The following is a 17,026-nucleotide window of genomic DNA, read 5'->3' as shown; positions in this document are numbered from 1 at the left end:
CGACCGAGCGAAGCGAGGACGCCGCGTATCGAGGTCCGACAGAGCAGAAGAGGGCCGGCCGAAGGGTTCGCGACGTTGCGAACCTGGATCGAGGTCACCGCGACCGGCTGACTTCCAGCAGCCGGCCGCGGTGCTCGATGGTTACGCGGCCCAGCGGGAGGGGGGCACCCGCTGGGACGCGTGTAGGGGACCGCGTTGTCTCGGGATCGCCGACTTCGACGCGGTCGGCTCTATCCCTTGCGCAGCAGGAACCGCTGGATCTTGCCGCTGGGGGTCTTGGGAAGGGCGTCGACGAAGTGCACGGTGCGCGGGTACGCGTGCGCCGCGAACTCGGTCTTCACCAGCTGCTGCAGCTCCTTCTCGAGGGCCTCGGTGCCCTCGACGCCGGGAGCGACGACGACGAATGCCTCGATGACCTCGCCGCGCAGCTCATCGGGACGCCCGACCACCGCGACGTCGACCACCGACGGGTGCGTGATCAGCACGCTCTCCACGTCGAACGGTCCGATGCGGTAGCCGGCCATGATGATCACATCGTCGTCGCGCGCGGAGAAGAAGTAGCGGCCCTCCTCGTCGGCGCGGCCGGTGTCGCCGGTGAGGTACCAGCGGCCGTCCTCGGTGAATCGTGCGGCGGTCTTCTCCGGGGCGTCGAGGTATCCGCTGAACCACATGAGCGGGCTGGCGGGCACGTCGATCGCGATCTGGCCGTCGACGATGCCGGCGGCGAATCCCGGCATCGGCTTGCCCATCGAGCCGGGGACGAGGGTCTCGTGGACGTCGTCGTGCCAGTGATTGTTGATGAACATGCCGTGTTCGGTCTGGCCGTAGTGGTCGCGGACCTCGGTGCCGAGTGCCTGCTGGGCCCAGCCGATGACGTCGGGGGTCAGGGGCTCGCCGGCCGACGAGGCACGTCGCAGCGAGAAGCCGGTGATCCGCGGGTCCTTGCTCAGGGTGCGGTAGACGGTCGGCGCCGCGGCGAAGTTGGTGACGCCGAGACCGCCGAGGATCTGCGCGGTCAGCTCGGGGCTGAAGCCGGCATGGAGCAGCAGGTTGCGGTGTCCGGTCGCCAGCGGGCCGAGGATCCCGTAGTAGAGGCCGTAGGCCCAGCCCGGGTCCGCGGCGTTCCAGAAGACGTCGTCGTCCTGGACGTCGAGGCCGTAGTGCATGTAGGCGACGAACGAGGCGAGGGCCTTGACCGGTACCGGGACGCCCTTCGGCGCGCCGGTGGTGCCGCTGGTGAACAGGAGGATCAGGGCGCCGTCGCCGCCGACGGCCACGGACTCGGCGATCGGCTCGTGCGACGACACGAGCTGCTCGAACTGCTCGCCGGCGACGACCGTCTCGACACCGTCGATGCCGTTGAGCTTCGACGCCTGGCTGGGCTCGGTGATGACGACCTTCGCCTTGCCGGACGTCAGGCGCATCTCGATGGCCGGGGTGGCGAAGGCGGTGAACAGCGGGATGTAGACGGCGCCGAGTCGGGCGATGGCCAGCAGCGACACGACGAGTTCCTCGCGCTTGCCCATGAGGACGCCGACGGTGTCACCGCGGCCGACGCCGAGCTCGGCCAGCGCCGATGCGAAGCGCTTGGAGCGCTCGGCGAGGTCGCCGTAGGTCACGTCGGTGGTGATCGGGGCGGGGGCCGAATCGGCGTCCGCGGAGGCCTCGACCTCGATCACGGTGAACGCCACCGCGTCGGGATCGTGGTCGTCGACGAGGAGTGCCGCGGCGTCGGCGTCGGGCGCCCCGTAGATTGCCAACCAGCGGTCGACCATGTGGGTGGGGGTCATGGTGGCCTGTGTCATCGTGAACCTCGCTCTTGACTGAGTAAGCTGGGTCACAGTGTGACGCGACACAAATAGTCCTACCACCCTCCGAAGAGGGGGATAGAGAGGTGAGATGCCCGAGCCGTTGAGCGGGATCGTCACCGACGCGTTGCGACGGGTGCGCAAATCGAGCGGAGTGCCCTTGGCCTTCGCCGGCGTCGTCAACAACTCCACGAGCCTGCGTCTCCAGCACTTCGCCGGCAATCACGCTGGTGCGCTGTCCGGACTCTCGGTCGACGTCGGGCACGGGCTGGGCGGCAAGGTGGTCTCGCTGAACCGGCCGATGGTGGTCGAGGACTACCTGCGGACCCCGCACATCACCCACCGCTACAACACGCTGATCGAACGCGAGGGACTCCGCGCGATGATGGCCGCGCCGATCATCGTCAACCGCACGCCGGTTGCGGTGATCTACGGCGCGCTGCACACCCCCGATCCGATCGGCGGTCGCATGCTCGACGTCCTGGCCGCCGAGGCGCGCGCCGTCGAGCAGGAGATCGTGGCCTCGCGGGCCCGGCTGGAGCACGGTGCGCAGAGCGAGGACGAGCTGCGCGACCGGATGACCGCTGCCTACACGCGCCTGCGGTCACTGGCCGACACCGTCGACGACGCCCGTCTCGCCGAACAACTCGCCGCCGTCACGGACTTCCTGCTGGCCGAGGCCGCCGCCGACTCGGTCACGGTCGAGCTGACCGGACGCGAACAGGACGTGCTGTCGCTCGCCGCGCTCGGGTACTCGAACGCGCGGATCGCCGAGGCCCTCGGACTGACCGTGCACACGGTGAAGGGCTACATGAAGGACGCGATGCGCAAGCTCGACGCGTCGTCGCGGCTCGAGGCCGTCGTCGTCGCCCGGCGGGCCGGCCTGCTGCCCTGACCGCCTAGCCCCCGGCGATCGGTAGAAAACATGGGGACATAGCGCGCATGGTTGCTACCGGATCGGGGTACTTCCCGGCTCCATGCGACTGATCCCGGCGATCCTGCTGACCCTCGGCCTGACCTCGGCCCTCCTCGTGGCGGCGCCGGCTACCGCCGCACCCACGTCCGTCTGCGGTTCGACGCTGACCTCCGCCGACCGCGCCCGCATCGTCGAGCTGAGTTCGTACGACGCCGGTTCCCATGAGCTCCCGCTCGTCCAGCTTCGACGCAACGTCGAGCGTCTCTACGGAATCGTCGACATCCTCACCGAGAACAACGATCGTCGGGGACTGTTCGCGCTGGGCCTGGCATCGGTCGAGCGCGACGCGGTGATGCCGTTGCAGAATCGCCCAGCGGTTTTCCAGACCCCGCGGTGGGCGCCGGTCATCAGCCTGACACTGCTCAATCGTTTCCTCGACGCGGTGCGCGAGGAGTTCGGCGACCGCCCGGTGCCGGGGCAGTGGCGACATTACTTCGACCTGGCCGCCGACTGCCGCGTACCCGGTCAGCGGGTCGCGATGGCCGGTTACAACGCCCACATCACCGTCGACCTGGCCTACGCGACCGCCGACTCGCGTGCGACGACCGCCAATGCGCGGGACTTCTTCTTCATCGTCGATTCCATTGCTGCGCACGGAAACTCGATCGTGACGTCGACGATCCGCGAGTACGGCGTCGACCTCGGCCCGATCTTCCGCTTCTATGTGCTGGGGGAGGGGCTCGACCGCGTCGTCGGTGCCGGTCGCGCCACCGGGCCGATGCTGCGGGCTGCCGACGTCGGATACAACGTGCTGACCTTCCGCAACGGGCTCGTGCTCCAGGACCGGACGTCGGCCGCGGGTGCCCGCGGAGATGTCCGCGGACTGTGGAACACCGGCGAGGCGGCCCTGACCGCGTTCCAGGATGCCGGGCTCATCCGCTGACCGGGACCCCGACCGCCGCGAAATGTAGAAAGCATGGGGACATAGCGCGCATCTTCTCTACGGATTCCGGGGTGTCCGAGGTCACGGTCAGCAAGCCGGAATAGATCGGGGACAGTCGCAGTTGAACAGCCCGACGGTGACGGATTCAAGCCCCGGGCCTCAACCCTTTGCCGCTTCGAGCGGCCACTCGCCGAGAGGCGCATTGACCGGCATCGTCCATCAACACGCCGAAGCCGCCGACCCTTCTGGGCCGGCGGCTTCGGTGCTGTCCGGGTGTCTCAGTGGTTGCGCAGCTTCTCGATCAGCTCGTCCTTCTTCAGGTCGGAGTAACCGCTGATGTCGAGTTCCTTCGCGCGGTCCTTGAGCTCGTCGACGGTCCAGTCCTCGTAGGAACCGGACTTCCCGCCGCTCTTGCCCACATCCGACCGGGAACTGTTGGCCGCGGCGTTGGCGATGCGCGCGGACTTCTCCTTCGAGTTGCCCTCGTCGCGCAGCTTCTCGTAGAGCTCGTCGTCCTTGACCGACGGTCCCGGGTCGCGCTTCTTCTCCGCCATGGTCTGCCTCCTCGTGGTCGACACGAACGGTTCTCCCGACAGGCGTGCCCGGTCGCGGGTACAACCAAACCTGGGCCGGACAGCGGACCCACCACCGACTGCACCACCACCGGCTGCAACGCCGACTACCTGCAGTTAACGTCGTTGAACACGAGTGGACGGTCATGGCGGGTACGGATAAGGTTGTGACGATGTGTCCGGTAAGGGCGGATCCTGTCGCCACGGCTGGGAACACAGACGAGCACGAACGCCGACAACGCAGTTTCGGAAGGAACAGAACGCATGTCTCAGACAGTCAAGGGAGTCATCTCGCGCAGCAAGAAGTCGCCGACGGAGGTCGTCGACATCGTGATCCCGGATCCGGGTGCGCGTGATGTCGTCGTGGCGATCAAGGCCTGTGGCGTCTGCCACACCGACCTCGCCTACCGCGAGGGCGGCATCAACGACGAGTACCCCTTCCTGCTGGGCCACGAGGCCGCCGGCGTCGTCGAGTCGGTCGGTTCGGATGTCACCCACGTCGAGGTCGGCGATTTTGTCGTCCTGAACTGGCGTGCCGTCTGCGGCGAGTGCCGGGCCTGCAAGCGCGGTCGTCCGTGGTACTGCTTCGACACCTTCAACGCCAGCGTCCCGATGACCCTCACCGACGGCACCGAGCTGACCCCGGCCCTGGGTATCGGCGCCTTCGCCGAGAAGACCCTCATCCACGAATTGCAGTGCACCAAGGTCAATCCCGAGACCGACCCGGCCGTCGCCGGTCTGCTCGGCTGCGGCGTCATGGCCGGCATCGGCGCCGCCATGAACACCGGCAACGTCGGCCGCGGCGACTCGGTCGCCGTGATCGGTTGCGGCGGTGTGGGTGACGCCGCGATCGCCGGCGCCAAGCTGGCCGGCGCGACCAAGATCATCGCGATCGACCGCGACCCGGGCAAGCTCGAGTGGGCAAAGGAACTCGGCGCGACCCACACCATCGACGGCACGAAGGTCGACGACGTGGTCACGGCGGTCCAGGACCTCACCGACGGCAACGGCGCCGACGTCGTCATCGACGCGGTCGGCCGCCCGGAAACCTACAAGCAGGCCTTCTACGCGCGCGACCTCGCCGGCGTCGTCGTCCTCGTCGGTGTGCCCACGCCGGAGATGACCCTGGAGATGCCGCTCGTCGACTTCTTCTCGCGCGGTGGCGCGCTGAAGTCCTCGTGGTACGGCGACTGCCTGCCCGAGCGCGACTTCCCGATGCTGATCGACCTGTACGAGCAGGGACGTCTCCCGCTCGACAAGTTCGTCACCGAACGGATCGGCATCGACGACGTCGAGGCCGCGTTCTCGGCGATGGAGGCCGGCAAGGTCCTGCGTTCGGTGGTGGAACTCTGATGTCGGCGCTGCGTATCGACAACGTCGTCACCTCGGGCACCTTCAGCCTCGACGGCGGCACCTGGGACGTCGACAACAACGTGTGGCTGGTCGGCAACGACGACGAGGTCGTCATCATCGACGCCGCGCACTCGGCGGCACCGATCCTCGAAGGCGTCGGCGACCGCACGGTGAAAGCGATCGTGCTGACCCACGGTCACAACGACCACGTCACCGTCGCACCGGAACTGTCCGAGGCCACGGGCGCGCCGATCCTGCTGCATCCCGGCGACGACATGCTGTGGAACGACACCCATCCCGACGTCTCGCACCAGGACCTCGAGGACGGGCAGAAGATCGCCGTCGCCGGCACCGAGCTGACGATCATCAACACCCCCGGCCACTCGCCGGGCTCGTCGGTGATCCACCTGCCCGAGGCGGGCGTGCTGTTCTCCGGCGACACCCTGTTCCAGGGCGGACCGGGCGCGACGGGCCGCTCGTACTCGAGCTTCCCGACGATCATCGCCTCGATCACCGAGAAGATCTTCACTCTCGATCCCGAGACCAAGGTCTATACCGGTCACGGCGACGGTACGACGGTCGCCGCCGAGGCACCGCACCTCGAGGAGTGGATCAAGCGCGGTAGCTGACCGCGTACAGAACTGACGAACCCGGCGCGGGTGGCCATCGAGCCGCCCGCGCCGGGTTCGTCATGACACGTCAGGGTCGACGCGGTTGTCCCGGCTGACTACCGCCGGGCAGATGCTGACCGGATTCGTGCCTACCGGAGTGGGTTTCGGGATTGTGGACGCCGGTACCGGGGGTTCCGGGACCCACATGTCCGGGTCCGGCGCCGGGCGTTGCCGCTCCGGGGGTCCCATGGCCGTGCGTGCCCGGACCGGGTGTTCCGTGGCCCGGGGTGCCGGCGGGGTCATGGTGGTGGTCGTTGCCGAGCGGTCCGCGGTCGCCGCGGTCACCGCGGACATCGGGATCGAGCTCGTCGGCCCGGGCGAAGGTGCTCTCGACCTCGTCGCGCTTCTCCGCGGCCTGCGTGCCGTGGGCCCGCGCCTGTTCGTTGAGACGCTTGGCCTCGGCGGCCTTGGCGTCGGCCTCGGCCTGGGCCTTGCGCGCCCGTGCCTCGGACTCCTCGGCGATCGCCTCGCGCTGACGCATCTCCGACACCTGCCCGGTCGCGTTCTCGCGGATCTGGTGCGCCTTTGTCCGGCGGACGTCCTGACGCTTACGCAGGAACAACAACAGAAGGGCGAGCAGGACGATCACGACGACGACGGCGACGATTATCCATACTGCGGTATCCATGGGGGCCTCCTCGATTCATGGCCTCGCACGGGTACCCACAAAGCCCGCCGGCCAACCTGCGCGGGACGATGTCGGGACTACCGCATCATGTGACGGAGTCGTCAGGCGTAACCTGCCACGAATGAGCGAGTCCGCGGTCCGCAACATCGACCACCCCGAACAGCCACCGGTACCCCGGCGTCGAATCGTCATCGCGTCGATGGTCGGTACGAGCGTCGAGTTCTTCGACTTCTACATCTATGCCACCGCCGCGGTGCTGGTGTTCCCGGTGTTGTTCTTCCCGAAGGGCGACGACACGGCCGCGCTGCTGTCCTCGTTCGCGACGTTCGGGCTCGCCTTCGTCGCCCGACCGATCGGCTCGGTCCTGTTCGGCCACTTCGGAGACCGCATCGGCCGCAAGGCGACGCTCGTCGGGTCACTGCTCACGATGGGTATAGCCACCTTCGTGATCGGACTCCTGCCGACCTTCGACCAGGTGGGTTACCTCGCGCCGGCGCTGCTCGCGCTGATGCGCTTCTGCCAGGGCCTCGGACTCGGCGGAGAGTGGTCCGGCGCAGCACTACTCGCGACCGAGACCGCGGAGAAGGGCAAGCGCGCCTGGGCCGCCATGTGGCCGCAGCTCGGTGCGCCGATCGGGTTCTTCTTCGCCAACGGCATGTTCCTGCTGCTGATCTTCGGCCTCGACTTCGACGCGCAGACCGCTGCCTCCAACCATTCGTTCATGACCTGGGGATGGCGGATTCCGTTCCTCGCCAGCGCGATCATGGTCATCATCGGTCTGTACGTGCGCCTCAAGCTCACCGAGACGCCGGTGTTCGCGAAGGCCCTGGAGGAAGGCAAGAAGGTCAAGGCCCCGCTCGCCGAGGTCGTCAAGACCAGCTGGCGTCAGCTGATCGCCGGAACCTTCATCATGGTCGCGACGTACACGCTCTTCTACATCGTGACGACGTGGATCGTCTCGTACGGCACCGGCAAGGTGACCGATGCGTCGGGCGTGAAACTGTCGTTCAGCTACGCCGACTTCCTCGAGCTGCAGATCGTGGCCGTGCTCTTCTTCGCCGGATTCGTGATGGTCTCCGGACGGCTCGCCGACAAGTACGGTCGCCGCGCGTTCCTCCTCGTGATCACGGCGATGATCATCGTCTTCGGTCTGTTCTTCGCGCTGATCCTCGATCCGACGTCGATGAACAACGGGCGGATGCTGTTCTTCTTGATCCTCGGTATGACGCTGATGGGCCTCACCTTCGGGCCGATGAGCGCGATCCTGCCGGAGCTCTTCCCGACCAACGTCCGTTACACGGGTTCGGGTATCTCCTACAACGTCTCCTCGATCATCGGTGCCGCGGTGGCGCCGTTCATCGCGACGTGGATCGTGGCCGACTTCGGCGTCGGCTGGGTCGGCGTCTACCTCGCGATCGCCGCCTGCACGACGCTGATCGCACTGCTCAGCGTCCGGGAGACCAAGACCGTGGATCTCGCGGAGGTCTGATCACCACGGCGTGGTCGGGGTGTTCGGGAAGATACCGCACCCTGACGCGTGCGCCCATCCTCGGTTTCCGGTCGAGCAGGTGCTTCGTCGTGTAGGTCGCGCCACCGGGAACGGAAAACGAGACCGTCGCCCACCAGACGTCGCGGTCGTCGTGAACGGCCGAGCTCAGGTGGGTCACCGTCCCCTCGACGTCCACCCCGGAGATCTCGGCGCTCTCGCGTATCCGACGTCTGCGCCACAACCGACGGGCGAGCATCTCGGCCACCGCAGCGATCGCGGCACCGACGCCGATCAAGATGAACGAGGTCGCGCCGACGGCGGAAGGCTCGTTCGTCACGGTGTAGGCGAGCGCCCCGAGCCCGTCGGCGATCAGACATCCGGCGACCGGCCACCCGAAGATCCGAGGTTCGTGTTCGTCGTCGCCGTGCGACAACACGAGCAGGCCGGTGCAGGCGATCAGGAGCACGAGCCCCCAGGGAACGGATTCGGGGACCACCGACTCGGACGGGCGGCCGGCCGACTGGGACCATCCGATGCGGAAGAACACCGCCAGCCCGCCCGCCCCGCAGATGCCGGCGAGGACGGCACAGATCCGGCCGATGACCCGATCCGAGACCGTCCTGTTCGACCGGTCAGCCCTGTCTCTCGTCATGTCTGCCCCCGATCGGTCATGCCGTGATCCGTGTACGGTTCGCCCGAGTTTAGTGTCGGCGGCTCGGGGTACCGTCGACCTCGGACGAGGCGGGAGGTATGACGTGAGACTGGGCGATGTGGTTCAGACGTCCTCCGATGTCGCACGCGATCGTTCCCGCACCCGCAAGACCGAGGTCCTCGCAGATCTCCTGGCCACCGCCGCCGACGCCGAGCTGCCCATTGTGGTCGCCTGGCTGTCCGGTGAGATCCCGCAGGGGCGGCTCGGCGTCGGCTGGCGCTCGCTGTCGAAGCTGGTGTCCGAACCGGCCGAGGAGCCGTCGCTCGAGGTCGCCGAGGTCGACGCCGCATTCGGGGAACTGGCCGCCGCGAACGGACCCGGTTCGACGACCCGCCGCGCCGAGATCCTCACCGCGATGTTCGGCGCCGCCACCGAACCCGAGCAGAAGTTCCTGATCGCCTTGCTGACCGGGGAGTTACGGCAGGGCGCGCTGGCGGGGGTGATGACCGACGCGATCGCCAAGGTCACCGGTGAACCGCTGACCGCGGTGCGTCGTGCGCACATGCTCACCGGTTCGCTCCCGGAGATCGCTGCCCTCGCGCGGTTCGGGGCCGAGGCGCTCGCCGGCGTGGGCCTCGAGGTGGGGCGCGGTGTCGAACCCATGCTCGCCACGCCCGCCGAGAACCTCGACGCCGCGCTGGAACTCCTGGGCCCCGACTGCATCGTCGACTACAAACTCGACGGCGCGCGAATCCAGGTGCACCGCAAGGGTTCCGATATCTCGGTCTACACCCGCACGCTTCGTGACGTCACAGACAACGTGCCCGACCTCGTCGAGGTGATCGCCGGATTGCCCTGCGACTCGGTGATCCTCGACGGTGAGACCCTCATGCTCAGCGACGACGGACGTCCGCGATCGTTCCAGGACACGATGAGCCGTTTCGGCTCCGGGCCGACTGCTGCCGGCGAACCGGAGCGTCTGCTCAAGCCGTTCTTCTTCGACTGCCTGCACCTCGACGGCATCGACCTCATCGACCGTCCGCTGTCGGAGCGCCTCGCCGCCATCGATTCGATCGCACCACAACTCCGGATACCCGCGGTGACCCGACCGACCGCCGACGAGGCCAAGCGCCATTTCGACGCCGCGATGGCCGACGGTCACGAAGGTGTGATGGTCAAGTCGCTTGACGGGCTCTACGTCGCCGGGCGCCGCGGAAAGGCTTGGCAGAAGGTCAAACCCACCCACACCTTCGATCTCGTCGTGCTCGGTGCCGAGTGGGGATCTGGCCGCCGGACCGGCTGGCTGTCCAACCTGCACCTGGGCGCCCGCGACCCCGAGACCGGCGAGCTCGTCATGGTGGGCAAGACCTTCAAGGGTCTCACCGACAAGATCCTCCGATGGCAGACCGAGGAGTTCCCGAAGCACGAGACCCACCGGGACGCCCACACCGTCCACCTCCGGCCGGAGATCGTCGTCGAGATCGAACTCGATGGGGCGCAACGCAGCTCACGCTACCCGGGAGGCGTTGCACTCCGGTTCGCGCGGGTGGTCCGATACCGACCCGACAAGACGCCCGACCTCGCCGACAGCATCGAGGCCATCCGGGCGCTCCTCAAATAGGCGCGCGGACGGTCAGTTCAACGACAGCTGCGCGACCGGTGAACTGGTCGGTTGCGTCGAGCCGCCGGGCGGTTCGACGGTGAACGCCAATGCGTCGGCGCTGTTGACCCCGGCCAGTACGGCGGTGGTGACCGGTTCGACGTCCTCGTCGGTCATGGTGCCGGCGGAACGCGTGCCCCCGGGGCCGACGAGCCACATCTGATAGACCGTGCCGGGATCGGGTGGCGGCACCGAATTCATCACGAGCACAGCGGTATCCGTGGATTCGGCGACGTAGACGGTGGCGCTGCCGGTGGCGACCGGTGCGCTCGTCGAGCGCAGATCCTCGGCGGAGAACACCTGCTGGGCCGGTGCCGCGACGGGTGCGGGGGAGATCGGTTCGTCGGTGCTCGACAAGCCGATGGCCCAACCGAGCGCGCCGGCCGCGATGGCGATGACGGCTGCCGCGGTCAGATAGGTGAACCGACGCGACCGACGGGGCCGACGGGCGTCGAGGTCCGCGAGCGGTTCGACGGTCGCCGACTGTACGGGCTCGGGTACCTCGACCTGTAGATCCCCGACGGACGGCATCGCCGGCACGTACGGAGCAGGAGCCGGTGGTTCGTCGCGCCCCGGTGGTTCGTCGAGCCCCGCATCGGCGCGTGCGGCGGCGAGTACCCGCTCGCGCAGCGACGGCGGTGGTGGCGTCGCGGTGGCGGCGCTGACCGCGGCCATCGCCTCCCGCGTCGCCCGGACCTGTTTGGCGAACAGTTCGCGGAAGTCCGCGGGAGCGGCGGCCACCCGTGCCTCGATGTCGCGCAGCTCGTCGGAGGTCAATGCGTTGAGCCCGACCACCGGCGCGAGTTCGAGCAGTTCTGCTGATTCGGGATCGAGATGATCAGTCATGGCACACCTCCTTCCCTCGGTGTCGTACCGCGTTCACCTTCTGCTGCTGTCCTTCCGATGGGCGGCGGATGTCCGCCCGCATATGCGGACGCAGGGCCCCGATGCTCGAAGGGGTCCGGTCGTGAGACTCATGCCCTTTCTTCGGACTCGACGCCGTAGTCGGATGGGTCGGGCGACTCAGAAGCGTGCGGGGGCGCCACCGGGCATCGGCTGGCCGGTGGGAACGATCTCCGCCCCGAGCGGGAGCAGCGAGACCGGCACCATCTTGAAGCTGGCGATACCCAGCGGGATGCCGATGATGGTGATGCAGAGGGCGAGGCCGGTGGCGATGTGACCGATGGCCAGCCAGACGCCGGCGACGATGAGCCAGATGATGTTGCCGATCATCGACGCGGCTCCGGCGGACGGCTTGCGCACGACCGTGCGCCCGAAGGGCCACAGTGCGTAGTTGGCCATCCGGAATGACGCGATGCCGAACGGGATGGTGATGATCAGGATGCAACAGATGATGCCGGCGACGACGTAGCCGATCGCCATCCACAGCCCGCACAGCAGCAGCCAGATCACGTTGAGGACGGTCTTCATCCGTCCATTGTCCACGTGTGGCAGCCCGGTGGGGACGAAAGCGTGACCAGCACGGACTTCGAGGGGTGCGGACCGCTCGCACTACGATTGGTCCTCATGCGGGGACAGTCGGCTCGGACGCGGGAAGCGATGTGGGCGTTGGTCGCCACGCTCGTCCTCGTGATCCGGATCCTGGCGACGATCGCGCTCGTCCTGTTCGTGATCGGATGGGCAGTCGCGGCCGTCCGCGACTCCCTCGACAATGCCTTCCTGTGGCCGGCGGTCGGCGCCGGTGCCGCATTGCTGGTGAGCACCTACGTCTACAGCTATCTGCGGGTGCGGTACCCCCGACGGAACGGCTGGGTTCCCTAGGCGGCTCGCCTCCCCAGTCGGGCGAGCAAGGCGGTCTGACGGTCGGCGTCGGCGGGGACGTCGACGCGTTCACAGACCCCCTCGGAGTAGAGCGCATCGCCGAAACCGTCGGCGGCGGCCTCCATCTCGGCGAGTTGGTCGTCGGTGAACCGATGGTCGAATCCGGCGGCCGTCGCGATGTCCCACCGATGCGCGATCATGTCGAAACCGTAGAAACGGAGCAGGGTTTCGCCGATGGTGGTCGGCCCGAAGTGCCCGTCGAAGGCGCGGTCGGCGACGGACGGATCGGCGAGGCGTGCGGCGACGGCCTCCCGGTGGGTCCGCCAGCCCGACACGGGATCGTCGAGCGAGGGGGTAGGACCGAGGTCGACGTCGTGTCCGGCGAAGAAGTCCCGTTGGGTTTCGACGACGTGCGCCACGACGTCGCGGGCAGTCCAGCCGTCGCAGGGTGACGGGTTGGACCAGGCGTCGGCGGGCACGGTCGCGAGGACGTCGCCGAAACCGTCGGCGTAGGAGTTGTAGCGGTCGATCAGTGGTGCATTGTCTGTGGTGGTGGTCATGATGACAGTCAAGCGCCACTGCAGGGGACGGTGATTGATGAAACCCGACAACTCGGGATCGACGCGACTCGACGACGTCGAGCGCGCGCACCTCGTCGATCCGTCGGATGCGAGCTACCGCATCGGACGGTGGGGTCCCGGTCCGGATCTCGACGAGATGGTGCGCCGGTTCTGGGTGCCGGTCTGGTCGGTGCCGCCCGGGGCGGAGGCTCCGCAGCGTGTGCTGCAGTACCCGGTGTGCCTGGTCGTCATCAGCGACACCTACGCCCGTTTCTACGGGGTGGTCACCGGCCTGTCGGAGACGGTCCTCACCGGTGACGGGTGGGCGGTGGGCGTGATGTTCACCCCCGGGGCCGGGGGTCTGCTCGTGGGCGACGTCGCGCAGTGGACCGATCGGTTCGACGAGCTGTCGGCAGTCTTCGGCGAACGCGGCGCGGACCTCGCCCGGTCGGTACGTGCGGTGATGGTCCCTGCACCGGACGACGAGGACGCCCAGCGCGCCGCGACGGACATCGTCGAGGACTGGCTGCGGGGATCTCTACCGATGGACGAGGACGGTCGCCTGATCAACGCGATCGTCGACTGGGTCGAGAACGACTCGACGGTGGTCGCGGTCGCGCAGATCTGCGAGCGGTTCCACATGACCGAGCGCAGCCTGCAACGACTCACCCGCCGTCGCCTCGGCCTCACCCCCAAATGGCTGATCCAGCGCCGGCGCCTCCAGGAGGCGGCCGAACGCCTTCGCGAGCCCGACGAGACCCTGGCCGACCTCGCCGCGCAACTCTCGTACGCCGACGAGGCCCACTTCGTCCGCGACTTCAAGGCCGTCACCGGGATGACCCCGCGGGAGTTCTCCTCGCGGTTCGCTTGACCAGGACGAGTACGCTCTACACGCTGGCGAATCCGGATTGTTGCCGGGATCACACTTGGCCAGGCAGAATCGTCGGCATATGGCGAGCGACGGAGGGCGCATGACAGACGCGGCTGCGGTGGCGACACGCATCCGTCGTGCGTATGAGGATTTCCTCTCCGGTGTCACGCCCCCGACGGACGCGGTCCGGTCCATCGTCCGCGACTCCTGGGCACGGTCACTGAGCCGCGGCATCGACCCCAGCGACGTCAGTCCCTCCGACGGGCTGCCGACCGGCCAAGCGGTGTCGACCATGACCGCCGACGAGTTCGCCGAGTACCGCGCAGCCCACCCGATCACCGCGGTCCGCCCGCTGGTCCAGTCGCTGATGGTCGACGCGATCGCCGACACCGGAGTCGTGGTCGCCCTGACCGACCAGGTCGGCCGGCTCCTGTGGGTCGAGGGAGACTCCGCCGCCCGGGACAAGGCCGGCAACATCAACTTCGTCGAGGGCTCGGTCTGGAGCGAGGAAGCGGTCGGGACCAACGCGCCCGGTCTCGCACTGGCCGTCGACCGGGGCGTCCAGATCGTCGGTCCCGAACACTTCGCCGGTCCGGTCCAGGAATGGAGTTGCGCCGCGGCGCCGGTGCACGACCCGTTCACCGGGCACGTCATCGGCGTGATCGACGTGACCGGCGGACGCGAGGTCGCGGCCCCGTTCGCGCTGGCGGCGGTCCGGTCGGTGGTCGCCGCGGTGGAACGGGAACTGCAGTCGAGCGCCGTGGACCTCGCCGACCCGTCGACCTTCCACACCGGCGTCGTGCGGTCGAGCGCCGCCCACCTCACCGTCCTCGGCGACGGTCCGCACCGCTGGCGCCGTACCGCGGACGCGACCGGTGCGCGCACCGTCTCCCCGCGCCATGCAGAGATTCTCGTTCTCCTGCAGGCCTTTCCGGAGGGACTCAACACCGAGCAGCTCGCCCTGAAGCTCGCCGAGGAGGGGCTCGATCCGGTGAGCGTGCGGGCCGAGATCTCCCGCCTCCGCCGCGATCTCGGTGCCGATGTGGTCGCGAGCCGCCCCTATCGCCTCACCCTCGACATCTCCTCCGACATCGGGGACATCCGGGACCGCATCGAGAGCGGAGCCGACCTGGCGTCGGTGGTCGACGACCTCGGCCGCGGCGGTTTGCTGATCGAGTCGACGGCGCCGGGCATCGTTGAGATCTTCGAGGAACTGCGCGAGGACCTGCGTTCCCGGCTCATCGCGGCCGGCGACGTCGTCGCACTGCGCAAGTGGACGTCGTCGGTCCACGGGCGCGACGACCTCGTCGCCTGGCGTCGCCTCGAACACCGGCTGCCGGTCGGGCACCCCGACCGGGCCGTCGTCGGCGGCCGCATCAGGCTGCTCGACAAGCGCTACGGAGTTTGAAGACCCAGTTCAGGGCACGTTGCGAACGTTGCAACTCTCGTGCAACGAGCTCACACCTACCGTGTGGAACAGATCACATCGGACATCCAGGGGTGTCCCACGTGACAGAGTCCAGCGCCCTCGAGAAGAGGCCGACACGCAAGGAGTGACCATGACCGTCTTCGCAAAGCCCGGTGCCGATGGCTCGGTGATGAGCTACGAGTCGCGCTACGACAACTGGATCGGTGGCCAGTGGACCCCGCCGGTGAAGGGGCAGTACTTCGAGAACCCGTCGCCGGTGGACGGCAAGACCTTCTGTGAGGTCGCCCGCTCGACGGCCGAGGACATCGACCTCGCCCTCGACGCCGCCCACAAGGCCGCACCGGCGTGGGGTAAGACCTCCGCCGCCGAGCGCTCCCTCGCACTGCTGCGCATCGCCGATCGCATGGAGGAGAACCTCGAGAAGCTCGCGGTCGCCGAGACCTGGGACAACGGCAAGGCCGTCCGCGAGACCCTCGCCGCCGACATCCCGCTCGCCATCGATCACTTCCGCTACTTCGCAGGCGCGCTGCGTGCCCAGCAGGGCGGAATCTCCGAGATCGACGAAGACACCGTGGCGTACCACTTCCACGAGCCGCTCGGCGTCGTCGGCCAGATCATCCCGTGGAACTTCCCGATCCTCATGGCCGTCTGGAAGCTCGCCCCGGCTCTCGCCGCCGGCAACGCGGTGGTGCTCAAGCCCGCCGAGCAGACCCCGGCGTCGATCCTCTACCTGGTCAGCCTCATCAGCGACCTGCTGCCCGCCGGTGTCCTCAACGTGGTCAACGGCTTCGGCGTCGAGGCCGGCAAGCCCCTCGCCTCGAGCAACCGCATCCGCAAGATCGCGTTCACCGGTGAGACCACCACCGGCCGCCTGATCATGCAGTACGCCTCGGAGAACCTGATCCCGGTCACCCTCGAGCTCGGTGGCAAGAGCCCCAACATCTTCTTCAACGACGTCATGGCCTCCGACGACGGCTTCCTCGACCGTGCGCTCGAAGGCTTCTCGATGTTCGCGCTCAACCAGGGCGAGGTGTGCACCTGCCCGAGCCGCGCGCTGATCCAGCAGGACATCTACGACGAGTTCATCGCCAAGGCCGTCGACCGCGTCTCGAAGATCAAGCAGGGCAACCCGCTCGACACCGACACCATGATGGGCGCCCAGGCGTCGAACGACCAGTTCGAGAAGATCTCGTCGTACCTGGCCATCGGCCGCGACGAGGGTGCGCAGGTGCTCACCGGCGGCGAGGTCGCCGACCTCGGCGGCGACCTGTCCGGCGGCTTCTACATCAAGCCGACCGTGTTCCAGGGCAACAACAAGATGCGCATCTTCCAGGAGGAGATCTTCGGCCCGGTCCTCGCGGTCACCACCTTCAAGGACTTCTCCGACGCCATGCACATCGCCAACGACACCCTCTACGGCCTCGGTGCCGGCGTGTGGAGCCGTGACGGTGCGACCGCCTACCGTGCGGGCCGCGAGATCCAGGCCGGTCGCGTGTGGACCAACACCTACCACGACTACCCGGCACACGCTGCCTTCGGCGGCTACAAGCAGTCCGGCATCGGTCGCGAGAACCACCTGATGATGCTCGAGCACTACCAGCAGACCAAGAACCTCCTGGTCGGCTACGCTCAGAACGCGAAGGGGTTCTTCTGATCCCGCTAGCTCCCTGAGTAGCCCGGAGCTTGCGAAGG

Annotated in this window: 17 protein-coding genes; 10 read left to right on the top strand and 7 right to left on the bottom strand. The window is 67.9% G+C overall.

The annotated features are described in order from the left end of the window. Positions 1-230: 230 nt before the first annotated feature. Positions 231-1,805 (bottom strand): AMP-binding protein, encoded by a 1,575-nt coding sequence (locus OK17_RS19290; RefSeq protein WP_461418423.1) that lies wholly within the window; start codon positions 1,803-1,805, stop codon positions 231-233. A 94-nt stretch (positions 1,806-1,899) separates the two neighbouring features. On the opposite strand from OK17_RS19290, the gene OK17_RS19285 reads away from it, so the two are divergent. Further along, positions 1,900-2,703: a helix-turn-helix transcriptional regulator gene (locus OK17_RS19285; protein ID WP_461418422.1), complete on the top strand. Its 804-nt coding sequence runs from the start codon at positions 1,900-1,902 to the stop codon at positions 2,701-2,703. A gap of 82 nt (positions 2,704-2,785) precedes the next feature. Beyond that, positions 2,786-3,667: a DUF5995 family protein gene (locus OK17_RS19280; protein WP_461418421.1), complete on the top strand. Its 882-nt coding sequence runs from the start codon at positions 2,786-2,788 to the stop codon at positions 3,665-3,667. 278 nt (positions 3,668-3,945) lie between these two features. Here the strand turns inward: OK17_RS19280 and OK17_RS19275 are convergent, their stop codons facing one another. Beyond that, a complete protein-coding gene (locus OK17_RS19275; RefSeq protein WP_006868395.1) occupies positions 3,946-4,221 on the bottom strand; it encodes a DUF7218 family protein in 276 nt (91 codons plus the stop codon). A 282-nt stretch (positions 4,222-4,503) separates the two neighbouring features. Here OK17_RS19275 and OK17_RS19270 point away from each other — a divergent pair, with 282 nt between their 5' ends. Beyond that, positions 4,504-5,592, top strand: a complete 1,089-nt coding sequence (locus OK17_RS19270; RefSeq protein WP_005200727.1) for an S-(hydroxymethyl)mycothiol dehydrogenase — start codon at positions 4,504-4,506, stop codon at positions 5,590-5,592. Next, positions 5,592-6,221, top strand: a complete 630-nt coding sequence (locus OK17_RS19265) for an MBL fold metallo-hydrolase (protein ID WP_461418420.1) — start codon at positions 5,592-5,594, stop codon at positions 6,219-6,221. Before OK17_RS19270 ends, OK17_RS19265 begins: the two co-directional genes overlap by 1 nt. Before the next feature lie 70 nt (positions 6,222-6,291). On the opposite strand, the gene OK17_RS19260 is transcribed toward OK17_RS19265, so the two are convergent. Next, on the bottom strand, positions 6,292-6,891 hold the full coding sequence (locus OK17_RS19260) for a hypothetical protein (RefSeq protein WP_461418419.1): 600 nt from the start codon (positions 6,889-6,891) through the stop codon (positions 6,292-6,294). A gap of 121 nt (positions 6,892-7,012) precedes the next feature. On the opposite strand from OK17_RS19260, the gene OK17_RS19255 reads away from it, so the two are divergent. Further along, a complete protein-coding gene (locus OK17_RS19255; protein ID WP_461418418.1) occupies positions 7,013-8,380 on the top strand; it encodes an MFS transporter in 1,368 nt (455 codons plus the stop codon). Here the strand turns inward: OK17_RS19255 and OK17_RS19250 are convergent. Next, positions 8,337-9,032: a DUF3592 domain-containing protein gene (locus tag OK17_RS19250; RefSeq protein ID WP_461418417.1), complete on the bottom strand. Its 696-nt coding sequence runs from the start codon at positions 9,030-9,032 to the stop codon at positions 8,337-8,339. The genes OK17_RS19255 and OK17_RS19250 overlap by 44 nt on opposite strands. Positions 9,033-9,135: 103 nt before the next feature. Here OK17_RS19250 and OK17_RS19245 point away from each other — a divergent pair, with 103 nt between their 5' ends. Next, positions 9,136-10,653, top strand: coding sequence for an ATP-dependent DNA ligase (locus tag OK17_RS19245; RefSeq protein ID WP_461418416.1), 1,518 nt, complete (start codon positions 9,136-9,138; stop codon positions 10,651-10,653). A 12-nt stretch (positions 10,654-10,665) separates the two neighbouring features. Here OK17_RS19245 and OK17_RS19240 read toward each other — a convergent pair whose 3' ends face one another. Both OK17_RS19240 and OK17_RS19235 read right to left on the bottom strand, forming a co-directional pair. Next, a complete protein-coding gene (locus OK17_RS19240) occupies positions 10,666-11,538 on the bottom strand; it encodes an anti-sigma factor (protein WP_461418415.1) in 873 nt (290 codons plus the stop codon). A gap of 177 nt (positions 11,539-11,715) precedes the next feature. Next, complete coding sequence (locus tag OK17_RS19235; protein WP_232718475.1) at positions 11,716-12,123, bottom strand: YccF domain-containing protein; 408 nt, start codon at positions 12,121-12,123, stop codon at positions 11,716-11,718. 96 nt (positions 12,124-12,219) lie between these two features. Here OK17_RS19235 and OK17_RS19230 point away from each other — a divergent pair, with 96 nt between their 5' ends. After that, positions 12,220-12,474 carry a hypothetical protein gene (locus OK17_RS19230; RefSeq protein ID WP_461418424.1) on the top strand — a complete coding sequence of 85 codons (255 nt, stop codon included), beginning with the start codon at positions 12,220-12,222 and terminating at the stop codon, positions 12,472-12,474. On the opposite strand, the gene OK17_RS19225 is transcribed toward OK17_RS19230, so the two are convergent. Further along, positions 12,471-13,034 (bottom strand): maleylpyruvate isomerase family mycothiol-dependent enzyme, encoded by a 564-nt coding sequence (locus OK17_RS19225; RefSeq protein WP_232718476.1) that lies wholly within the window; start codon positions 13,032-13,034, stop codon positions 12,471-12,473. The two genes, OK17_RS19230 and OK17_RS19225, sit on opposite strands and share 4 nt — an antisense overlap. A gap of 37 nt (positions 13,035-13,071) precedes the next feature. Between OK17_RS19225 and OK17_RS19220 the strand changes: the two genes are divergently transcribed. The 3 genes from OK17_RS19220 to exaC all read left to right on the top strand — a co-directional run bounded on the left by OK17_RS19220 (position 13,072) and on the right by exaC (position 16,988). Continuing rightward, on the top strand, positions 13,072-13,905 hold the full coding sequence (locus tag OK17_RS19220) for a helix-turn-helix domain-containing protein (RefSeq protein ID WP_461418414.1): 834 nt from the start codon (positions 13,072-13,074) through the stop codon (positions 13,903-13,905). A gap of 100 nt (positions 13,906-14,005) precedes the next feature. Further along, positions 14,006-15,313: a GAF domain-containing protein gene (locus tag OK17_RS19215; protein WP_461418413.1), complete on the top strand. Its 1,308-nt coding sequence runs from the start codon at positions 14,006-14,008 to the stop codon at positions 15,311-15,313. Between the two features lie 151 nt (positions 15,314-15,464). Continuing rightward, a complete protein-coding gene (exaC, locus tag OK17_RS19210; protein WP_005200751.1) occupies positions 15,465-16,988 on the top strand; it encodes an acetaldehyde dehydrogenase ExaC in 1,524 nt (507 codons plus the stop codon). Positions 16,989-17,026: the final 38 nt, after the last annotated feature.

It is taken from the genome of Gordonia sp. GN26, assembly GCF_054823965.1.
This window is presented reverse-complemented; position numbering and strand designations above follow the sequence as displayed.